Annotated in this window: 22 protein-coding genes; 6 read left to right on the forward strand and 16 right to left on the reverse strand. The window is 32.1% G+C overall.

Annotated features, from left to right (window positions below; translation table 11 throughout):
* Positions 1-14: 14 nt before the first annotated feature.
* Genes B5E87_RS10555 through B5E87_RS10565 form a run of 3 tightly spaced genes read right to left on the reverse strand, consistent with a single transcriptional unit; the run spans position 15 to position 4038 of the window.
* Entirely contained in the window at positions 15-1874 is a 1860-nt protein-coding gene (locus B5E87_RS10555; RefSeq protein ID WP_087244887.1) for an ABC transporter ATP-binding protein, read from the reverse strand.
* Positions 1874-3598, reverse strand: a complete 1725-nt coding sequence (locus B5E87_RS10560) for an ABC transporter ATP-binding protein (protein ID WP_087244888.1) — start codon at positions 3596-3598, stop codon at positions 1874-1876. Before B5E87_RS10560 ends, B5E87_RS10555 begins: the two co-directional genes overlap by 1 nt.
* A gap of 11 nt (positions 3599-3609) precedes the next feature.
* A complete protein-coding gene (locus tag B5E87_RS10565) occupies positions 3610-4038 on the reverse strand; it encodes a MarR family winged helix-turn-helix transcriptional regulator (RefSeq protein ID WP_087244889.1) in 429 nt (142 codons plus the stop codon).
* Between the two features lie 149 nt (positions 4039-4187).
* Here B5E87_RS10565 and B5E87_RS10570 point away from each other — a divergent pair, with 149 nt between their 5' ends.
* Both B5E87_RS10570 and B5E87_RS10575 read left to right on the forward strand, forming a co-directional pair.
* A complete protein-coding gene (locus tag B5E87_RS10570) occupies positions 4188-5297 on the forward strand; it encodes a CobW family GTP-binding protein (protein WP_087244890.1) in 1110 nt (369 codons plus the stop codon).
* The gene (locus tag B5E87_RS10575; protein ID WP_087244891.1) at positions 5297-6238 is read left to right on the forward strand and encodes a TIGR03943 family putative permease subunit; all 942 of its coding nucleotides are present in this window, start codon (positions 5297-5299) and stop codon (positions 6236-6238) included. Before B5E87_RS10570 ends, B5E87_RS10575 begins: the two co-directional genes overlap by 1 nt.
* Before the next feature lie 24 nt (positions 6239-6262).
* Here B5E87_RS10575 and B5E87_RS10580 read toward each other — a convergent pair whose 3' ends face one another.
* Both B5E87_RS10580 and B5E87_RS10585 read right to left on the reverse strand, forming a co-directional pair.
* The gene (locus tag B5E87_RS10580) at positions 6263-7171 is read right to left on the reverse strand and encodes a phosphatase PAP2 family protein (protein WP_241147169.1); all 909 of its coding nucleotides are present in this window, start codon (positions 7169-7171) and stop codon (positions 6263-6265) included.
* A gap of 463 nt (positions 7172-7634) precedes the next feature.
* Entirely contained in the window at positions 7635-7832 is a 198-nt protein-coding gene (locus B5E87_RS10585) for a DUF6199 family natural product biosynthesis protein (RefSeq protein WP_087244892.1), read from the reverse strand.
* 124 nt (positions 7833-7956) lie between these two features.
* On the opposite strand from B5E87_RS10585, the gene tgt reads away from it, so the two are divergent.
* Genes tgt through B5E87_RS10600 form a run of 3 tightly spaced genes read left to right on the forward strand, consistent with a single transcriptional unit; the run spans position 7957 to position 10766 of the window.
* Positions 7957-9090 (forward strand): tRNA guanosine(34) transglycosylase Tgt, encoded by a 1134-nt coding sequence (tgt, locus tag B5E87_RS10590; RefSeq protein WP_087244893.1) that lies wholly within the window; start codon positions 7957-7959, stop codon positions 9088-9090.
* Complete coding sequence (gene queA, locus B5E87_RS10595) at positions 9091-10116, forward strand: tRNA preQ1(34) S-adenosylmethionine ribosyltransferase-isomerase QueA (RefSeq protein WP_087244894.1); 1026 nt, start codon at positions 9091-9093, stop codon at positions 10114-10116. It abuts the gene before it with no gap.
* Entirely contained in the window at positions 10116-10766 is a 651-nt protein-coding gene (locus B5E87_RS10600; RefSeq protein WP_087244895.1) for an epoxyqueuosine reductase QueH, read from the forward strand. The genes queA and B5E87_RS10600 overlap by 1 nt, the downstream gene beginning before the upstream one ends.
* A 19-nt stretch (positions 10767-10785) precedes the next feature.
* Here the strand turns inward: B5E87_RS10600 and B5E87_RS10605 are convergent, their stop codons facing one another.
* From B5E87_RS10605 to B5E87_RS10620, 4 genes are all read right to left on the reverse strand, one after another.
* Entirely contained in the window at positions 10786-11640 is an 855-nt protein-coding gene (locus B5E87_RS10605; protein ID WP_087244896.1) for an EamA family transporter, read from the reverse strand.
* Between the two features lie 94 nt (positions 11641-11734).
* On the reverse strand, positions 11735-12142 hold the full coding sequence (locus B5E87_RS10610; protein WP_087244897.1) for a PTS sugar transporter subunit IIB: 408 nt from the start codon (positions 12140-12142) through the stop codon (positions 11735-11737).
* Complete coding sequence (locus B5E87_RS10615; protein WP_087244898.1) at positions 12135-13313, reverse strand: aminotransferase class I/II-fold pyridoxal phosphate-dependent enzyme; 1179 nt, start codon at positions 13311-13313, stop codon at positions 12135-12137. Before B5E87_RS10615 ends, B5E87_RS10610 begins: the two co-directional genes overlap by 8 nt.
* Positions 13313-13804 carry an Lrp/AsnC family transcriptional regulator gene (locus tag B5E87_RS10620; protein ID WP_087244899.1) on the reverse strand — a complete coding sequence of 164 codons (492 nt, stop codon included), beginning with the start codon at positions 13802-13804 and terminating at the stop codon, positions 13313-13315. The genes B5E87_RS10615 and B5E87_RS10620 overlap by 1 nt, the downstream gene beginning before the upstream one ends.
* A gap of 163 nt (positions 13805-13967) precedes the next feature.
* Here B5E87_RS10620 and B5E87_RS10625 point away from each other — a divergent pair, with 163 nt between their 5' ends.
* Positions 13968-14999 carry a lactonase family protein gene (locus B5E87_RS10625; RefSeq protein WP_087244900.1) on the forward strand — a complete coding sequence of 344 codons (1032 nt, stop codon included), beginning with the start codon at positions 13968-13970 and terminating at the stop codon, positions 14997-14999.
* An 84-nt stretch (positions 15000-15083) separates the two neighbouring features.
* Here the strand turns inward: B5E87_RS10625 and B5E87_RS10630 are convergent, their stop codons facing one another.
* From B5E87_RS10630 to B5E87_RS10660, 7 genes are all read right to left on the reverse strand, one after another.
* Positions 15084-16403 (reverse strand): MATE family efflux transporter, encoded by a 1320-nt coding sequence (locus B5E87_RS10630; protein ID WP_087244901.1) that lies wholly within the window; start codon positions 16401-16403, stop codon positions 15084-15086.
* Between the two features lie 217 nt (positions 16404-16620).
* Positions 16621-17388 (reverse strand): ParB/RepB/Spo0J family partition protein, encoded by a 768-nt coding sequence (locus tag B5E87_RS10635; protein WP_087244902.1) that lies wholly within the window; start codon positions 17386-17388, stop codon positions 16621-16623.
* Between the two features lie 135 nt (positions 17389-17523).
* Positions 17524-18366 (reverse strand): Cof-type HAD-IIB family hydrolase, encoded by an 843-nt coding sequence (locus tag B5E87_RS10640; RefSeq protein ID WP_087244903.1) that lies wholly within the window; start codon positions 18364-18366, stop codon positions 17524-17526.
* A 72-nt stretch (positions 18367-18438) separates the two neighbouring features.
* Entirely contained in the window at positions 18439-19470 is a 1032-nt protein-coding gene (locus B5E87_RS10645; protein ID WP_087244904.1) for an aldo/keto reductase, read from the reverse strand.
* Positions 19471-19509: 39 nt separating this feature from the next.
* On the reverse strand, positions 19510-19728 hold the full coding sequence (locus B5E87_RS10650; RefSeq protein WP_087244905.1) for a hypothetical protein: 219 nt from the start codon (positions 19726-19728) through the stop codon (positions 19510-19512).
* Between the two features lie 87 nt (positions 19729-19815).
* Positions 19816-20475, reverse strand: a complete 660-nt coding sequence (locus tag B5E87_RS10655) for a DNA alkylation repair protein (protein ID WP_087244906.1) — start codon at positions 20473-20475, stop codon at positions 19816-19818.
* Positions 20476-20525: 50 nt separating this feature from the next.
* Positions 20526-21098, reverse strand: a 573-nt coding sequence (locus B5E87_RS10660) for a fructose-6-phosphate aldolase (RefSeq protein ID WP_087244911.1), incomplete at its 5' end; no start/stop codon positions are given.

The following is a 21098-nucleotide window of genomic DNA, read 5'->3' on the forward strand; positions in this document are numbered from 1 at the left end:
TTGTCTCATTGGTTTTATTCTAACTCAAATTGTCCTGTATATAATTGATAATAACGTCCTTTTTGTGCAATCAATTCATCATGACTACCACGTTCAATAATTTGGCCATGATCTAACACCATAATCGCATCTGAATTTCTGACTGTCGATAATCTATGGGCAATCACAAAAACTGTTCGATTTTCCATTAAACGATCCATACCTTTTTCAATCAACTTTTCTGTACGGGTATCAATTGAACTTGTTGCTTCATCCAATATCAAAACAGGTGGATTGGCAATGGCAGCTCTGGCAATAGCTAGTAACTGACGCTGTCCTTGTGAGAGATTAGCCCCATCACCACTCAACATAGTTTCATAACCATTTGGTAAACGTTTGATAAAACTATGAGCATTAGCCAATTTTGCTGCTTCTATCACTTCGTCCATTGTCGCATCCAGTTTTCCATAGCGAATATTATCAGCAATTGTTCCCGTGAATAAATGCGTATCCTGTAAAACAATAGAAATCGAATGTCTTAAATCATCTTTTTTAATTAATTTGACATCAATGCCATCATAAGTAATACTACCGCTATGAATATCATAGAAACGATTAATCAGATTTGTTATCGTTGTTTTTCCTGCACCTGTACTTCCAACAAATGCAATTTTTTGTCCCGGTTTCGCAAACAAATTAATATTTTTCAAGATTGGAACATTTTCTTCATAGCCAAACACCACATCATGGAAACGCACATCACCCTTTAATTCGACAAGCTCAATACTTCCATCTGGTCTAGGATGACGCCATGCCCAATATCCTGTATGTTCCTGACATTCACTTAAATGACCATCTTTATGTTTACGCACTCTTGTGAGAGTGACCTGACCATCATCTCTTTCCGGTTTTTCTGACATCATATCAAATATTCTTTCAGCCCCTGCCATAGCTGCTAAAATGAAATTCAATTGTTGTGTAAATTGATTGACTGGTTGCGCAGTCTGTCTGACAAAAACCAGATATGAAGATAAACTTCCTAAATCCATAATACCACCGATTGTTAAAAATCCTCCTACACAGGCAACAATAGCGTAATTAAAATAGGAAATACTAACAACTGTAGGAATTGTTCTTCCTGAATAAGTCAACGCATTAGTCGCCGCCTCCTGTAAAATACGATTACGACGATTAAATTCTTCAATATTAGCCTGTTCATGATTAAAAACTTTGACAACTTTGACACCATCAACCATTTCTTCAATAAATCCATTCAAATCACCTAATGCCGCCTGTTGTTTAGAGAAATAATGTTTACTTCTTTTGGTTAAATATTGAATCATAAAATACATAATCAACATACAGGCAAAAACAATTAATGATAATTGCCAACTTAATACAAAAATTAAAATCAATGTTCCTACAATCATAATAAAGCTTTGAATTAAATTATCAAAACAGTTATTTAAAGCATCTTGAACTGTATCCAAATCATTTGTAAAATGACTCATTACTTCTCCATGTGTATGACTATCAAAATATTGAATAGGTAATTTTTGTGTTTTATCAAATAAGTCTTGTCGCATTTCTTTAACAATCTTTTGAGACGTATGCACCATCAATTGTTTATAAATGGCTGTTGAAGTCGCTCCAATCATATAGACAACAATCATAAAAATAATAAAACGAACCAATCCTTGATAATCTCCCGGCATTAAATATTGATTAATGACCGTACGAATTTGAAATGTTCCCCAAAGATTAATTCCTGTACTGATAATAACTAAAACAGCTACACTGCTTAAAGCATATTTATGATATCCAATATACTTTTTAAAGGAGCTTAATGTTTTCATCATATCTTGAGGTTTTGCATTTGTAATTTGTCTTGCCATTATAAACCAGCTCCTTCCAATTGAGAATAATAAATATCCTGATAAATGTGATCATGTGCCAACAACTCATCATGCGTTCCCACTGCATGAATATGTCCATCTTCTAAAATCACAATCTGATCAGCATGTTGAACACTCGAAACACGTTGAGCAATAATGATTTTTGTTGTATCTTTTAAAGATGCCAACCCTTCTCGAATACTGGCTTCTGTGGCCGTATCTACTGCACTTGTAGAATCATCTAAAATCAAAACTTTTGGTTTTTTTAATAATGCTCTGGCAATACATAATCTTTGTTTTTGACCACCTGAAACATTGACTCCACCTTGTCCCATATCAGTTTGATAACCTTCTGGGAAATTTTTTATAAATTCATCCACACAAGCAATGTGACAAGCCCATTCAATGTCTTCATCACTTGCATTTTTATTACCCCAAAGCAAGTTTTCTTTTATCGTTCCACTAAACAAAGTATTCTTTTGTAAAACCATTCCTACACTATCTCTTAAATGTTCTACAGAATAATTTTTCACATTACGTCCATCAACCAAGACTTCTCCTTCACTAACATCATAAAGTCTAGGTATCAACTGTACTAAGCTCGTTTTCGCTGAACCCGTTCCTCCCAAAATACCAATCGTTGATCCTGCCGGTATATGTAAATCAATATCTGTTAAGACATATTCTTTAGCTGTTGATTTATATTTAAAATAAACATGGTGAAAATCAATCGTACCATTTTCAACAATTTCTGATGTATTTTGTGGATCGTGTATATCTGGTACTTCATCAAGCACTTCAATAATACGTTCACAACTGGCAATAGATCTTGTTAACATTAAAAAGACATTAGAAATCATCATCAATGCATTTAATATCTGCATGACATAGCTTAAAAAACCAGTCAATTCTCCAACTTTCATCGTTCCAGCTAAAATCATCTGTCCACCAAAAAATAAAATAGAAACAATCGTCAGATACATCACATATTGAAATAATGGCATATTCCATACTGAAGTACGAAAGGCTTTTTCACTATTTTCTCTTAAATTTTCATTCATGCCTTCAAATTTTTCAGATTCATACCCCTCTCTAACATATGATTTAACAACACGAATAGCATTTAAATTTTCCTGGACAATTGTATTAATATTATCCATACTTGATTGCATAAACTTAAACAGTGGTCCAACTTTTCTTACGATGACAAATAAACCAATACCTAAAATAGGTGTCGCCACTAAGAATATCAAAGCTAATCTGGCATTGATCGTAAAAGTAAAAAATAATGCCAACAAAAGCATAAAGGGTGCTCTGACTAATGGTCTAATTCCATTACATATCGCATTTTGAATGATAATAACGTCACTTGTTAAACGGGTAATTAAAGACGACGTTGAAAAATGATCAGTATTCGCAAAAGAAAAATTCTGAACTTTTTCAAATTCATCTTTTCTCAATTCGGCTCCAAATCCTTGTCCTGCCGTAGCTGCAAAACGAGCATATAAGACTCCTAAAACATAAGCAATGCAGGCACAAACAATCATCAGTATGCCTTGTATGACAATATAATTTGTATCTTTATTGGCTACACCTACATCAATAATATTAGCCATCAATACAGGTATCACAAGTTCAAAAACTGTTTCTCCAATAATACAGGCACATGCCAGTAAAAAATAACGTTGATATTTTTTTGCATATGGCCATAAACGTTTGATCATATTTTCCCCTCCTATAAAATCTCTTTTCCTGTTAAATTGGTATACATACGAGATAAATATTCTTGAAACTGTTGCTTCTCTTTTTCACTGAATCCTTTTAAAGAAATTTGTTCTATTTCTAAACAATGTTCGTCCCATTTTTCTAAAGCCTTTTCTCCTTCAACTGTTAAATTCAGTTGATAAGCACGTTTATTTTGAGGATTTATAGCTTTTGTAATCATGCCTTTTTCTTCTAAGTTATCAAGAATCTTACTTACTGTAGCACTTTCAATATCACATTCTTTTGCGATATCTTTTAATTTACAATCCTTATGATTTTGAATATATCGTAATACTTTCGGTTGACCGGGTGATAAACGAAAAGCATTCATATTCATTCGATTCTTTTGTCTTTGCGCATGAAAAGCTTTAAAAACTAACATATAAAAAGGTGTTTTCATGATTTTCCTCCTTTCATTAGCATACTAATTATTAGTACGCTAACAATTATAGTCTTATTCAATCTTTTTATCAAGAGAATTGTATGTTATTTCATTTGCTTGTTAAAAATACGAGTGCTATAATACAAAAAAGAAAGAAGGTCGAATAAATGAGTAAAGTAGATATTATTTCTGGTTTTTTAGGAGCTGGGAAAACAACATTAATCAAAAAACTTATTCAGGATTGTTTAGGAAATGAAAAAGTTGTTTTAATTGAAAATGAATTTGGTGAAATTGGTATAGATGGAAGCTTCTTAAAAGAAGCTGGAATTGAAATTACAGAAATGAACTCTGGATGCATTTGTTGTTCATTAGTTGGTGATTTTAGTGAAGCTTTAAAACAAGTCGTAGCTCAGTATCATCCTGATCGTATTATCATTGAACCATCTGGAGTTGGTAAACTTTCTGATGTCATTAAAGCTGTTAGGGATGTTCATAGTGATGAACTTCAATTGAATAGTTTCTGTAGTGTTATTGATGTGAAAAAGTGCAAAACATATTCACTAAACTTTGGAGAATTCTTTAATAATCAGATTGAATATGCTTCTACTATTATTTTAAGTCGTACCCAAGATGTACCACAAGATAAGATTCAGGAAGCTATTGATATCATTAAATCTATGAATACAACAGCTTCTATTATCACAACACCTTGGGATGAATTAAGTGGTGAAACAATTTTACAGACAATGGAAAATGAAAATTCTTTACAGGACATCTTAATGAAAGAAGCAGATATTTGTCCAGAATGTGGTCATCATCACGAACACGGTGAACATTGCCACCATCACGAACATCATCATGAACATGGTGAACATTGTCATCATCATGATGAACATCATGAATGTTGTCACCATCATCACGAAAACGAAGAATGTCATCATGGACATCATCATGATCATGAATGTGGATGTGGTCATCATCACCATCATCATCATGCTGATGAAGTCTTTACAAGTTTAGGAAAAGAAACAATTCATACTTATACACAGGAACAGTTAGATCAAATTCTTCAGACTTTATCTTCATCTCATGAATATGGAGATATCTTGCGTGCGAAAGGTATTTTACCTACACCAGATAAGAAATGGTTACACTTTGATTTAGTACCTGGAGAATATGAAATTCGTTTTGGTAGTGCTGATTACACTGGTCGTATCTGTGTCATTGGTAAAGATTTATTAGAAGACAAAATTTATGAATTATTTGGAGTAGAATAATGAATACAAGAATCTATTTATTTACAGGTTTTTTAGATAGCGGAAAATCTTCATTTATTATTGATACCATTACAACAACAGATTTCTGTAATAATGAAAAAACTTTATTAATTATCAGTGAACAAGGTGAAAAAGAATATAATCAGGAAGATATTGAATCATTCAATTGTGATTTGGTTTATATTCATAAAGAAGATGAATTCAATCTTGAATTTTTAACCGAACTTAAAAACAAATATCATCCAACTCAAGTCCTCATGGAAGTGAATGGAATGTTTAATGTTGATCATCTTATTGAATGTGAAAAACCTGAAGGATGGGACGTTGTCCAAGTTTTAACAACTATCAATGCCAAGACTTTTGCTTTGTATATTCAAAACATGCGTTCTTTATTATATCAACATGTTGTTCATAGTGATTTGTTGATTTTTAATAGAATTGATAATTCTATTAAAAAATCATTCTTAAGAAATAATATTAAAGCCATTAATTCTACATGTCAGATTATTTATGAAAAAGAAGATGGCACTGTCAACACTCTAGAAGATGATGAATTACCATTTGATATTCAACAGGATTATATCAATGTTTTAGATCATGATTTTGGTCTTTTCTGCATGGATGCCCTAGATCACCCCGATAAATATGATCATAAGAAAGTCACTCTCAGAGGAAAATTCATCGGTCGTGATAAACAATTAGAAGATGGCTTTGTATTAGGACGTTTAGCTATGGTTTGTTGTGAAGAAGATACATCTTTAATTGGTATGGTCTGTGAACATCCTGCTGCTAAACAACTGATTCCTAATGAATGGGTTGAAGTCACTGGTACAATTGATGTTCAGTATGATCCAGATATCAACGGAAATTTCTGTTTATTAAAAGTGGATGACTTAAAAGTCATTCCACCATTAAAAAATGAATATGTCACTTTTGATTAGAGGATGAATTGAAAATCCTCTTTTTTATTTATATCTTATTCCTATGTCACCATTACAATCAACCTTATCCTTGCTATAATTTTTGAATATGACTCGAGCCATAATCATTTGTATCACAAGACTTATTGCCATTCCAGTCACAACATCTGTTAAAAAATGAGCTCCCATAATGATTCTTGATAATGCAACCAAAAAAGTAAAGCAAACCCCTATAAAAAATAATAAATTTTCTTTTCCTTTTAATTTTCTATTAAGCAAAGGCAATACACATAACAACATCGCACAAGCCACATTCGCTGTATGTCCAGATGGAAAGGATTTAAATTCTTCACCTGCTACACCTAAAGCCATCAGCTGATCTTTCATTGTATTTCCTATAACCCACCAAGGCTGAAAACTGACATCATGACGACTACTAATCATTCGCATACGGGGGCGTTCCCATGTCATTTTCACAATATTAACAACAAAAACTTCAATTAAAACTATTAATAAAATAAAAATCACTATCTTTTTTATTGTATCCTGAGATGCATGGCTACTAAGTCGATAAATCAATACATCAACAATTCCTACAATGCCAATAGCTATCACTAAGCTTAATAATGTTGTCATTCTAGAAATATATAATAAAGCTCCTATTGTGATCCCTATAACAGCAATAAAATTAAAAAGTAGTGACAAACAACAATATAGCATCGTCTTTATTTTCTTATCCTTATCTATCATACGTAATAATAATGTTCCAATTGCAGCCATACATAACAAGGCAGGTATTTGACCATAGCCAGCCAAAAAAACACCAAAAATATTAGACGAATTATAAAAAAACTGTGAAATCTGATAATCCCAAATAGAACCTATCCCCATTAAAACAAGTAAAATAACACCTATAACTATGCAATACTTCTTCTTATATATTTGTATATCCATATTTTCCCAACCCTTTATTTGATAATATTATAAAAAATACAACTCTATCTTTTTTAACATTTAAACTTACACTTTATAAACTATATCTGAAATTGATAAACATAATATGAATCATTTTATGTATATTATAACAAACAATATGAAAATATTACTTTTTATTGATATGTTTATGGATGAATATTGATAAAATTTAAACTTATACACCCTTTTATGTGTAATGGTAATCCAAAATACCAACAAAGCTGATCATAAACAAAAAGCCACCTATTTATGGCTACTTTCCAAATCAATATTGACTATATTATTGAGTTCATAAAGCTTCATATTTTCAGTTTTCTAAACTTGTGATACTATCCTTTTCTTTTGTAAAACTATCATAAATTCAATACATATATCTTATGAACCATTTATACTAAATCTAGATTTAGTCATATTATATTGACATATAGATGATCGAATGATTTTAAATAAAAAGAGCAATTAAAAATATAATAGAACCAATAATACAAAACGTTCCCATAACACGCATCAAAGCGATATACAACTCTGAAGGTTCTCCATTCTTCACATCCCAGAAATGTTCTATTTTCCATAACAGATCAGGTCTTCCTACCATAGCAATCCCCAATAACAACAATACCACTATCCAAACATACTCCATAACAGTCACATCCCTTATCTTTATTTTAACATACTCTTTTCTTTTTCATAGAATTTCAATCAATAAAATTTGAACTTATACATCCTTTCATGTATAATGAGTATGCTAAAAAAGAGGTGAAAAAATGGAAGGTTTTTGGTATGAATTAAAACATGTTTGTAAACAATCTGGTGCAAGATATGGGATTTTACATACACCACATGGCGATGTTGAAACACCTATGTTTATGCCAGTAGGAACACTTGCTACAGTGAAAGGTATTTCTCCAGAACAATTAAAAGAAATGCATTCTCAAGTCATTTTAGCAAACACTTATCATTTATGGTTAAGACCTGGTGAAGATGTTATCAAAATGGCTGGTGGATTACATAAATTTATGAACTATGATGGTCCTATTTTAACTGATAGTGGTGGTTTTCAAGTCTTCTCTTTAGGAAAGACAAGAAAGATTGAAGAAGAAGGCGTGACTTTTAAAAGTATTGTTGATGGAAAGAAATTATTTTTATCTCCTGAAAAATCTATTCAAATTCAAAATGATTTAGGTGCTGATATTATCATGAGCTTTGATGAATGTGCTCCATATCCTTCAACACATGAATATATGAAAAAAAGTGTGGAAAGAACTCTGCGTTGGGCAAAACGTGGTAAAGATGCTCATAAAAGAAAAGATCAGGCTTTATTTGGGATTGTACAAGGTGGAGAATTTGAAGATTTAAGAGAACTGTCAGCTAAAGAATTAGTGAAAATGGATTTCCCTGGCTATTCTATAGGAGGAACAAGTGTTGGTGAACCTAAAGATGTCATGTATAAAATGATTGATGATGCAGTGAAATGGCTCCCTCAGGATAAGCCACGTTACTTAATGGGTGTTGGGAATCCTATTGATTTAATTGAAGGGGCTATTCGTGGTATTGATATGTTTGACTGTGTTTTACCAACAAGAGTCGCAAGACATGGAGCATTAATGACACATCATGGACGTATGAATATTAATAATGAAAAATATAAATATGACTTTACGCCTATTGATGACAAATGTCATTGTTATACATGTCAAAACTATACACGTGCTTATTTAAGACATTTACATAAATGTGATGAATTATTTGGAAAAAGTTTATTATCTATTCATAATGTTGCTTTCTTACTTCAATTAAGTGAAGATATAAGAAAAGCCATTCAGGAAGATCGTTTATTAGATTTTAAAGAAGAATTTTTAAATAGTTATGGTAGAGATGTTTATGAAAGGGCGTTTTAAATGAAGATTAGTGAATTTGATTATGATTTACCAGAGGAATTGATTGCGCAAACTCCTCTACAAAAAAGAGATACTTCACGTTTAATGGTCTTAGATAGAAAAACAAAAACGATTGAAGACAAGCATTTTTATGATATTTTAGACTATCTACATGCTGGGGATATTTTAGTAAGAAACAATACAAAAGTCATTCCTGCCAGACTTTATGGAATAAAAGAAGAAACTGGTGGTCATGTTGAAGTCTTGCTTCTTAAAGATTTAGGTGAAGATGTATGGGAATGTCTTGTGGGAAATGCACGTATTGTGAAAATGGATACTATCATTACTTTTGGAGATGGTTCTTTAAAAGCCAAATGTGTACATATTGGAGAAGAAGGTATTCGTCATTTTCAAATGATGTATGAAGGTATTTTCTATGAAGTCTTAGATCATCTTGGCACAATGCCACTTCCTCCTTATATCAAGGAAAAGCTTGATGATCCTCATCGTTATCAGACTGTTTATGCCAAAGTCGAAGGTAGTGCCGCCGCACCTACCGCTGGTTTGCATTTTACTGAAGATATTTTAAAGAAAGCTCAAGACAAAGGTGTTGAAATCCTAGATGTCACTTTACATGTAGGGCTAGGTACTTTTAGACCAGTGAAGGTTGATGATGTATTAGAACATCATATGCATAGTGAATTTTATATGATTGATGAAGACACTGCTCAAAAGCTTAATCAAGCCAAAGCCAATGGACAACGCATTATCAGTGTTGGAACAACTTCAACAAGAACACTTGAAGCGAACTTTAAAAAATATGGAAAATTTCAAGCTACACAGGAAAGTACTGATATCTTTATTTATCCAGGTTATCAGTTTGAAGCTATTGATGCTTTGATTACCAATTTCCATCTTCCTAAATCAACATTAGTGATGCTTGTCAGTGCATTTGCTGATAAAGACTATATTATGAAAGCTTATCATCATGCTGTGGAAGAAAAATATCGTTTCTTCTCATTTGGTGATTGTATGTTTATTCAATAATGAAAATCAATTATGATCTTAAATTACAGGAAGAACTTCAAAAAATTGGCAATCAGAAACCAACATTATTACTTCATGTCTGTTGTGGACCATGTTCTAGCAATGTGATTAAAGAATTATGCGAACATTTTGAAATCACAATCTATTATTCCAATTCCAACATTTATCCATCTGATGAATATCAAAGACGTTTCCATGAATTATTATCTTTTATTGAAAGATTTAATCACGATTTCAATCAAAACATTCAAGTCATTGAAGATCCTTATAATAATAGTGAATGGATTTCTCATCTTTATCCTTTAAAAGATTATCCAGAAGGAAGTATAAGATGTCGTCTTTGTTATAGCTTGAGAATGCGTAAAACATTTGATTATGCAAAGATCAATCATTATGATTATTGGACAACTGTTTTAAGTGTATCACCACATAAAAATAGTCAATGGATTAATGAGATTGGAGATCAATGGCAAAGTGAATCACCAAAATTCTTATATGCTGATTTTAAGAAAAATAATGGTTATTTAAAATCAACACAAATGACTAAAGAATATGGAATGTATCGCCAAAATTATTGTGGCTGTATGTTCAGTTATGAAGAAATGTTAAAAAGAGAAGAACATAAAGTTGAACAAAAGCAGGATGCCTAATGCATCCTGTTTTTTGTGATTAAAGTAACATAATAAGCGTTCCTGCAACAATCATCATTAATCCAATAAAAGATTTTAAATTCAGTTTTTCATGAAAGACAATATAAGAGAAAAGCACTGTGACTAAGATACTCAATTTATCAATCGGTGTGACAAGACTGGCTGATCCAATCTGTAATGCTCTATAAAAACATAACCATGAAGCTCCTGTCGCAATACCTGATAAAAAAATATAAATCAATTCGTGCTTAGGAACTTCTTTAACGCTATTTTGCGCATTTGTCGCAACCACAACAACCCATGCCATCACCAAGACAACACTTGTACGAATGGCAGTTCCTAAATTGCTTTCAATATGACTGATTCCTACCTTTCCTAAGATGGTTGTTAAACTGGCAAAGACAACTGATAACACAGCATAGATCAACCAATGATTGTCTTCTTTTTGATTTGTTTCCTTTTTCTCCAACATCAAAAAAGTTCCCGTCATCATCAAAATCATCCCGATAATTTTATAAATATTGACTGTTTCATGAAATAAGATAAAACTTAAAATCATTGTTAAAACAACACTTGTCTTATCTATCGCAGCCACTTTATTAATATTTCCTAATTGTAAAGCTCTAAAATAACATAACCAGGATGCGCCTGTCGAAAGACCTGATAACACCAAAAAAAGTATTGTCTGATAAGATAAGTTCGCTATTTCATGAAAAGAACCTACAATAAAAACCATAATCCATGAAAAAATCAAAACAACAATTGTTCTGAGAGCTGTCGCTACATGTGAATTTGTATCATGTATACCACATTTTGCTAAAACAGCTGTTATACCTGCAAAAAATGCTGAACCAAATGCATATAAAATCCACATCTCTTTGACCTCTTTTCTGGTATTTCTTCTTTTTTTATTCTCATAACTCTATTTTATAACGATTTTCATTATAAAAAAGCAAGAATCAACGTTCTTACTTTTGATAAACATGTTTATAGGCTTTTTGTCTTGTTATTTTTAATACATTTTCCTCACCAGGAAAATGAACAGGATTCATATGTGTCTGCTGATAAATCTCCAGTAAATCTATAACATCCTGATAGATTTCTTCAATCTCCATATTTCCATACATTCTTGGTGGTAAAATATAAATAGGGACTTGAACATCAGTCTTTTCAAGTAACTGTTTCACATAAATATTAAGGTGTGGACAACAAATAATAATATCAAAGTTATCTATCTTTTCTAAAACAAGAGAAAAAGGAGAAAACTCCATTTCAAGTTGATTCGATAAGTTCTTGGAAATAATCTCCTTTTTCATTCTTTCAGCGACATAACTTGATGAAAAGCCACCACCACAGCATAATAAGACTCTAATCATGTGTTGCCTTACATTTCTCTACAAAGATTTTTATTTTTTGAGTTGCAATCTTTAATTCTTCAAGACTGTAAGCATAAGAAACACGGATAAATCCTTCTCCTGCTGGTCCAAAAGCAGTTCCTGGAACACAAGCTACTTTTTGATCTTCTAACAGTTTTTCACAGAATTCATCAGATGTGAGTCCAGTTGAACGAATACATGGAAAAACATAGAAAGCGCCTTGAGGTTTAAATGTTTCCAATCCCATATCATTAAATGTCTTTACTAAAAAATTTCGTCTAGCCTTATAAGAATCTCGCATTTTCAAGACTTCATCATAACAATGTCTTAATCCTTCAATAGCTCCATATTGGGCAGCTGAAGGAGCAGACATGATGATATATTGATGAATTTTATTCATAGCTTTTGTAAATACAGAATTAGCTAAAACATAACCCAAACGCCATCCTGTCATCGCAAAGGCTTTAGAAAAACCACTCACAACAATCACCTGATCTTTGATTTCATCAAATGAAGCAATTGAACAAAATTCTTCTTCATAACTCAATTCTGCATAAATTTCATCAGAAATCACGATAAGACCTGATTCCTTAATAATAGGAACAATCTTTTCATAATCACTCTTTGTCATAAATCCACCGGTTGGATTTGATGGATAATTAATCAATAATGCTTTTGTTTTGGGTGTAATCGCAGCTTTTAAAAGCTCTGGTGTTAATTTAAACTCATCTTCCTGACGTAAATTAATTGTGACAGGAACCCCTCCTGCAAGCTCAACACCAGGTGTATAAGCTACATATCCAGGATCCAAAACAATCATTTCTTCTCCAGGATTTAATATAGCACGAATCGCAATATCAATACCCTCTGATCCCCCAACAGTCACAATACAGTTCTCTTTGGCATTATAATCCACATGAAAACGATCACGATAATATCGACAGATTTCTTCTCTTAATTCCTGTAATCCCTGATTAGCTGTATAAAATGTTCTTCCTTTTTCAATGGAATAAATCGCAGCTTCTCGAATAGCCCAAGGTGTTGTAAAATCCGGTTCCCCAACTCCTAAAGATATGACATCTTCCATTTGTGAAGCTAAATCAAAGAATTTTCTAATTCCACTTGGTTTAATTGTTTTGACTCTATCACTTAAAATATCATTATAATCCATTATGGAGTCACCACCAATCTATCATTTTTTCCATCTTCATCTTCAATTAAAACAACACCATTATTTTTATATTGTTTTAATACAAAATAAGTTGATGTTCCTGTCACTCCATCTACACATGCCAGTTTACTAGCCACAAAATGAGCAACTTCCTGCATTGTCTTTCCTTTAACAATACATACAAATTCAAAACTTCCACTCAATAAATACATTGTATCAACTTCATCAAATTTATAAATATGACTCGCAATACGATCATAGCCATATTCTCTTTCTGGACTTGCATTGACTTGAATCAATGCTGTTACAATTTCTGTATTTGTTAAATCCCAGTTGACAATTGTATGATAACCACAGATCACTTTCTTCTGTTCTAATTCTGTTAATTTTTGAATGACATTATCTTTAGATTCATCTAAGGCGGCCGCTAAATCAGTAATCTTCATCCTCGCATTTTTTTGTAATAAACTTAACATTAACTTCTCTTCCATATTCGCTTCCTCCTTCAATATAGTATCTATTGTATTACACTTTTGTGTATTATGAAAGAATTTTATAATTTTCTTTTTATTATTTCTATGTTTTTATACCTTTTTTTATTCATTTCATAAAATATTATGATAAAATATTTTATATAGCGAAAGGAGCTTTAACATGAAAATCTTTTATGTATCAAGTTATGGAAAACATCATGATAAAGGTATTTATATCATGAAATTTGATGAAAAAACATTAGAAATGAAACGTATTCAACAAATCGAAACTCAAGACTACCCTTCTTATATGATATGTAATGATCACACTTTATATGTCGCTTATAAAAATGCCAATTCTCATAGTTATGGAGGGGGATTAGGAAGTTTTTCAATCTATAAAGATGAACTGATTTTAAATAATAATTATCATTCCAGCGGTCGTTCTTATACACATTTATGCGTTGATCAAAATAATCGCTATCTTTTTGCGGCAAATTATCATGTTGGCGCAACTGCTTCTTACCAATTAGAAAATAGTATTATTACTCAAAAAATTTGTGCAGTTCATCATGTCGGTTTAGGTCCCGATCTTTTAAAACGCCAAACAGGTCCACATGCGCATTATGTTGGCATCACTCCTGATCAGGAATTTGTTTATTCTGTTGATTTAGGTGCTGATAAAGTCGTTATGTATCGTTACTCTCAAGGTGTTTTATTAGAAGATCCTCATTATACTTTAAATATTGTTCCTGGTTCTGGTCCACGTCATATGATTTTTTCTCATGATGGTCGTTTTGCCTATCTTGTCAATGAGATTGCTAATAATATTATGGTCTTTAAATATTATCAGGGCCATTTCCAATTAATACAGGCTATTCACTGTATACCAAGACATTTTAAAGGTTTTTCAAGTGCTGCTGCTATTCGCTTAAGTCATAGTGGAAATCATCTTTTTGTATCAAATAGAGGGCATGACAGTATAGCTATGTACCGCGTCAATAAAGAAAGTGGTAAAATTTCTTTACTCTATATGGTTCATACAAAAAAAGATCCTCGAGATTTCCAAATTGTTGATGATCGTTATTTAATTATTGCTTGTCAAGGCAGCAATCTGTTACAGGTGATGACATTCAATGAAGATACAGAAGAACTTGTTTTAAGTGACTTTTCAATTGAAATACCTGCACCTGTTTGTGTAGCTTTTGAATAGACTCTGCATATCACTTTGATTCATTATAAAAAACACTATGTTTGTTAACCAAGCAATCAGGTTTATTCAAACATAGTATTTTATTTATTCACTATAATGATGATGTTTTAACCATTCAAAGCATCCCAGTCCAACAACAGCCACAATGAGTTCAGTCACTGGAAATGCACTCCAGACACCATTCATCTTTGCTATAGCGGAGAGGAGAAAAGCCATTGGAATGATAATGATAAATCCCCTTAATAAAGAAATAATATGTGCAGGCAAAGGATGTTCAACAGAAGTAAAATACATTGATAAAATAATATTAAATCCAGCCAATGGACAAGCAATGAAATATAACTTCAACCCTTGTGCTGCAATTGTCTGCAACATTGCATTATTCTCACTATTAAATATTTGTGTGATGGAAGATGCACCAAAGAAAACAGTTGTATAAATAACAGCTGAAATTATTAACATAGTTAATAATGCATATTTCAATACTCTATAAATGTTATCTAAATGATTCAAGCCATAATCTCGACTCATTAATGGCTGTATACCTTGAGCAATCCCAGTATATATAGCCATGACAACTAATGATAAATTAGCAATAACACCATATGCAGCAACACCCACATTCCCTTCAAGATTTAAAATAATGGTATTAAAAACAATCATGACAATTCCAGAAGAAACTTCTGTAACCAAAGAGGGTACACCACTTGAGAAAATACCAGTGATTGTTTTTAATGAAATTGTACTTTTTATAAAATGAAATTGATTTTTCTTTTTGAAAAAATGTGGTGATAAAATGCACATGCTGATAATAGGAGCTAATCCTGTCGCAAAGACAGCTCCAAAAATGCCCATTTGACAAGGAAAAATAAAGATATAATCTAAAACAATATTAGAAAAACTTCCTCCTAGCATTGCAGCCATGGAAAGCTGTGGTGCTCCATCATTACGTACAAAACAAAGAAAAACATTATTCATTAAAAAAGCTGGCGCAAACAATAATATCACTTGTAAATATGTTTTTGACATATCAAAAACATTCCCCTGCTCAACAAATAATGAAATAATTGTTCCAGAAAATAAGAAACCTATCAAAACAAAAATAATCGCAAAACATATAGCTAATAAAACAGCATGAGTGAATGTCTTGTTTGCATCTTGATGATGTTCCTGGCTTTTTAATATGGAATATTTTGTTCCACCACCCATACCAATCATCAAGCCACTTCCATGAATAAAACTATAAATAGGAATAGCCAAATTTAAAGCTGTCAATCCATCTGTACCAAGTCCTTTAGAAACAAAAAATGTGTCTGCTAAAATATAGCACGATAAACCAATCATACCTAACACATTTAAAGATGTATACCTAAAAAATTCCTGTAAACTCTCTAATTTCTTCATGTTTTCTTTATCCTTTCATTTTATCAATTGAATAGATATATTAAACATTTTATTGACTTTTGTCACCTTTTCTATCTTTACAAAAGAAAAGCACTGATTGTCGTATCTTCAATGGCCTATCGATACGAAACCAATGCTTAAAATTTACCCGGCGGCAAACAATCATATATCTGCTATGCATTCTATCACAAGACATAATATATATCAATACATCTCATTATTTTTTCATCTTAATCACATAAACAACTTCTTCATCTGTTTCAGAAATATCTACTGTTGTTTCCACTCCTGCCTGCTGTACCATCATGGCAGCCTGATCTAATGTATTCATAGCAATTTTTAAATTTTGTGAAATACTTTTTGTTTTAGGTTTTGGCTTTTTGGGTTCAATTTTCTTTTTGATTTTTTCTTCTGTCTGTTCAACATTTAAACCCTTATCCATAATTTCTCTTAACATATTATTTTGTTTTGCTGTTGTATCTAACTTTAATAAAGCTCTGGCATGTCTTTCTGTGATATCTTTTCTTCGTACTGCTTCTTGAACAGTCATCGGAAGCTGTAATAACCTTAACTTATTTGCAATAGTTGATTGCTTTTTACCAACTTTTTGAGCTAATTCTTCCTGTGTTATATTTTGTGTATCTAAGATTTGTTGATATGCTAATGCTTCTTCAATGGCTGATAAATTCTCTCGTTGAATATTCTCAACAATTGCAGCTGTGGCAGTCTGTTGTTCATCATAATTTTGAACAAGACATGGAACTTCTTCTATACCTGCCAAAAGACATGCACGATAACGTCTTTCCCCAACAACAATCTGATACTTCCCATGATAAGGTCTGACCACAATAGGTTGTAATAATCCATTTTGTTGAATAGATACAGCTAATTCCTGAATTTTTTCATTTTCAAAATGTGTTCTTGGCTGATGCTCATTAGCTTCAATTTTATGTATATCTATAAATTTATATTTCGGTTCTTTCACAAAATCCTCTCCTTATAATCCGTTCCTTATTATAGCATTTTTATTCAAAAAACAAAAGAAATCAATAACACAAAAAAACAATTATCAACAGACCTCTTTATAAAGAGTCTCTGTTGATAATTTTAACATCAATCCCTAATCAATTAATTTTAAATAACGAAAAGCATTATATAACCCATCATCATTAACATCTGTTGTAATATAATCAGCAGCAGCTTTAATTTCTTCGCCACCATTTCCCATAGCCACATTATAATCACAACATTCAAACATAGATAAATCAATTTTAGCATCTCCAAAAGAAATCGTATCTTTTTGGTCAACACCTAAATAATCCAATAAAACTTCAATAGCATGTCTCTTTGTAATACCAGTTGGACCTAAATCACCATACAAGGCCACTTCTCCCTTACCTCCCCATGTATTCGCAATCAAATGAGGAAATTCTTTTTGAGAATCTAAATGATCTTGATAACGACTTAAAATAAAACTAATTTTATTCACATCATCTCGATATAAATCTTCTCCCTGCAAATGAATAAAACCACCCATAAACTTCTTTGAAGATTCTTTAGCTTTCGTTAAATCCGCACCTTTACCCTGTGCATATTTCACCATTGTTTCTGGTCCCTGTTCCAACATATAATCATTACAATACATACCACTATTGGCTTCTAAATAAAATCCTAAATGTCTTTCATTACACCAGTCTACAATATGTTTGACATCTTCCTTTGATAATCCCTGATGCATCACAACATGCCCATGATCTTCTACATAAGCTCCATTCCCACCAATCATACCATCTAATTCACAAAGGTTTCTCTGTTCAATTTCAGCTTTTGAACAACCTGTACAAATATAAACTTTATGTCCATTTGCACGTGCCTGATTCACTGCCTGAGCAGCTGAAGCTGGTAATTTAGCCTCATAATCAATTAATGTTCCATCAACATCTAAAAATATAATCTTGCTCATATTGTCTCTCCTTTTCCACTATTATTTTTATTATAACATGTTTCAAAAAAATAACAGCATGAAATCATGCTGTTATTGAACTTTCACTTCACCAGATAAGACTTTCTGATAATCTTCATAATTCTTTTGAAGCAGTGCTGGAGTATCTAATTCATAAGGACATCGCCTTGAACATTGTCCACAATGCAAACAATCTTCAATCTTTTTCATTTCTGCCTGCATATCTTCAGTCAACCAGTTTTGTGATGGTGCTCTTCTTAACATCAATGACATACGGGCACATTGATTAATCATAATACCTGCTGGACATGGCATACAATATCCACATCCTCGACAGAAATCACCTGATAATTCTATTTTTTCTTTTTCTATAAATGCCTTCATTTCATCATCAAGAACCGGTGTATCCTGCATATAAGATAACCATTCATCTAATTCACTTTCTTTTTGAATTCCCCAAATAGGTAAAACATTATCAAATTGACTCATATAAGCCATTGCTGGACGTGACTGATTAATTAATCCTCCAGCTAACCCCTTCATCGCAATGAATCCCATATTGGCTTCTTGACTCTTTTGAACCAGTTCTATTTCTTTTTGAGATGATAAATAACTAAAAGGAAATTGAATCGTTTCATAGAGATGAGAATCAACAGCATCTAATGCAACTTGTAACTGATGAGCAGTGATTCCAATATGTCTGATTTTCCCTTGTTTTTTAGCTTCTAACATACATTCATACATACCTGTTCCATCATTTGGTGCATAAACTTGTGAAGCACAATGAAATTGATAAATATCCACATAATCTGTTTTCAATAACGATAATGATGTGTCCAATTGCTTCCAGAATTCCTCAGGTGTCGTTGCCATTGTCTTTGTTGCAATATAATAGCTACTACGTGGATAAATATGTAATGCTTCTCCTAACTTTTCTTCACTATCACTATAAGCTCTCGCTGTGTCAAAAAAACGCATTCCTCCATCATAGGCTTTTCTTATAATAGTGACCCCTTCTTCTTTAGAAACTCTTTGAACGGGTAATGCTCCAAACCCATTTTGTACAACTTGAATACCTGTACTTCCTAAAATGATTTCCTTCATACGCCTAACCTCTTTTCTCACTTTTTATTTTAACACAACTTATTTCTTTTTTGAAAGCTTGATATTTTGAATCGTATGACAATAAGGACATTGAACATGATAATCTTGAACCTGACGATTCACATTGCCTATAACCTGAAAAAAGTGAGGTTTCCATGTTCGATGACAATGTTGACATTGAAAATAACGATTTTGACTTACTATGACATATAAAATAATCATACATAAAGCAATGCCTAGAACACCTATCATTATCATTTTCAATACTTCCTTTCTTTATTGATTTTCTTCAAAAAATAATCTTTATCAGATTCTATCTTTCACACCATTTTATAGATAATTCTATCATATATACTTACTGCCTTCTTTAATGGAAAGTTTAGCCATTTTTTCATGATATTGTTGAATAAAATCACGAACCCATTGTGGATTTGTTTTAGAATAATCTCTTAATATCCAGCCTATCGCTTTGTTGATAAAAAACTCATGACTATTCAAATTATTCACAAGAATCTTTTCTAACAAGATGGTATTTGTTTTTTCTTTTCGTCCTAACTGATGATCAATAGCTAATCTTCTTAGCCAAAAGTCATCATCTAATGACCATTCCAGCATTAAATCATCAACACGTTGATCTGTTAATCCAATTTGACCAATAATCGTATCAAAAATATCAATAGAATCCCACCATTGTTTATCTTTTATATAAACTTTCATATGCTGAATATCTTCATAAACCAATTGATTTTGAAACATCTTTAAATAATCACAAACAAAATATTGAAATTCTCTATGGGAATCTTGATAACATAAATCTAAAAAATCCCAATCAATTTGTTTGTGTTTCTTTTCCTGTTTCAAAAAATCTTTATAAAGCTTTCTTCTTTGAGGGGTTGGTATTCCGTAGAAAACAAACTGATTTTTCATATATTGGGCCATAGATAAAGCTTGATTTTGATCTTGCATATTTTCAAATAACTGTTTGATATATAAATACTTATCCATCATTCCACATCCTTAGTTTCATTATAACATAAAAGACGAGTTTCCTCGTCTTATAAATCACATATTCCTTTGCCTTCACCATACATGCTATACCAGTCGGCATTGAAATCATCTACTGCTTTTTCTATGCTTGGATTCTTGAAAATCTGTTTCAAGATCTCTACTGGTGCTGTAATCGCCTGTGCTCCATAATTGAAGGCTTCTCTAATCTGTTGCACTCCCTTGAATGATGCTGCGACTATCTTTGTATCATATCCATCCATGACAATACGATTTGATAATTCATTGATGAGCTCCATTGGATCTGCTCCTAGATTTCCAATTCTATTGACATATGGTGCAATATAGTCTGCCCCTGCTGCCAGTGCCATATAAGCCTGCATCAAATCATAGACCGCTGTCGCTGTGACATGAATGTTTTCTTCCTTCAACATCTTAATTGCTTTGATTCCTTCATAAGATACGGGTACTTTGATATAGACCTGTCTGTCTATTTCTTCAAGAATTCTATGTGCTTCCTTGACCATGCTTTGACAATCCTTAGAAATCACCTGGATATGAAGGCTTCTATCCTTTCCAATAATATCTCTGATTGCTCGCATATGTGCAAAGAAATCCTCTGG

This window comes from Massilimicrobiota sp. An142 (genome assembly GCF_002160725.1).
Classification (GTDB): domain Bacteria; phylum Bacillota_I; class Bacilli_A; order Erysipelotrichales; family Coprobacillaceae; genus Allocoprobacillus; species Allocoprobacillus merdigallinarum.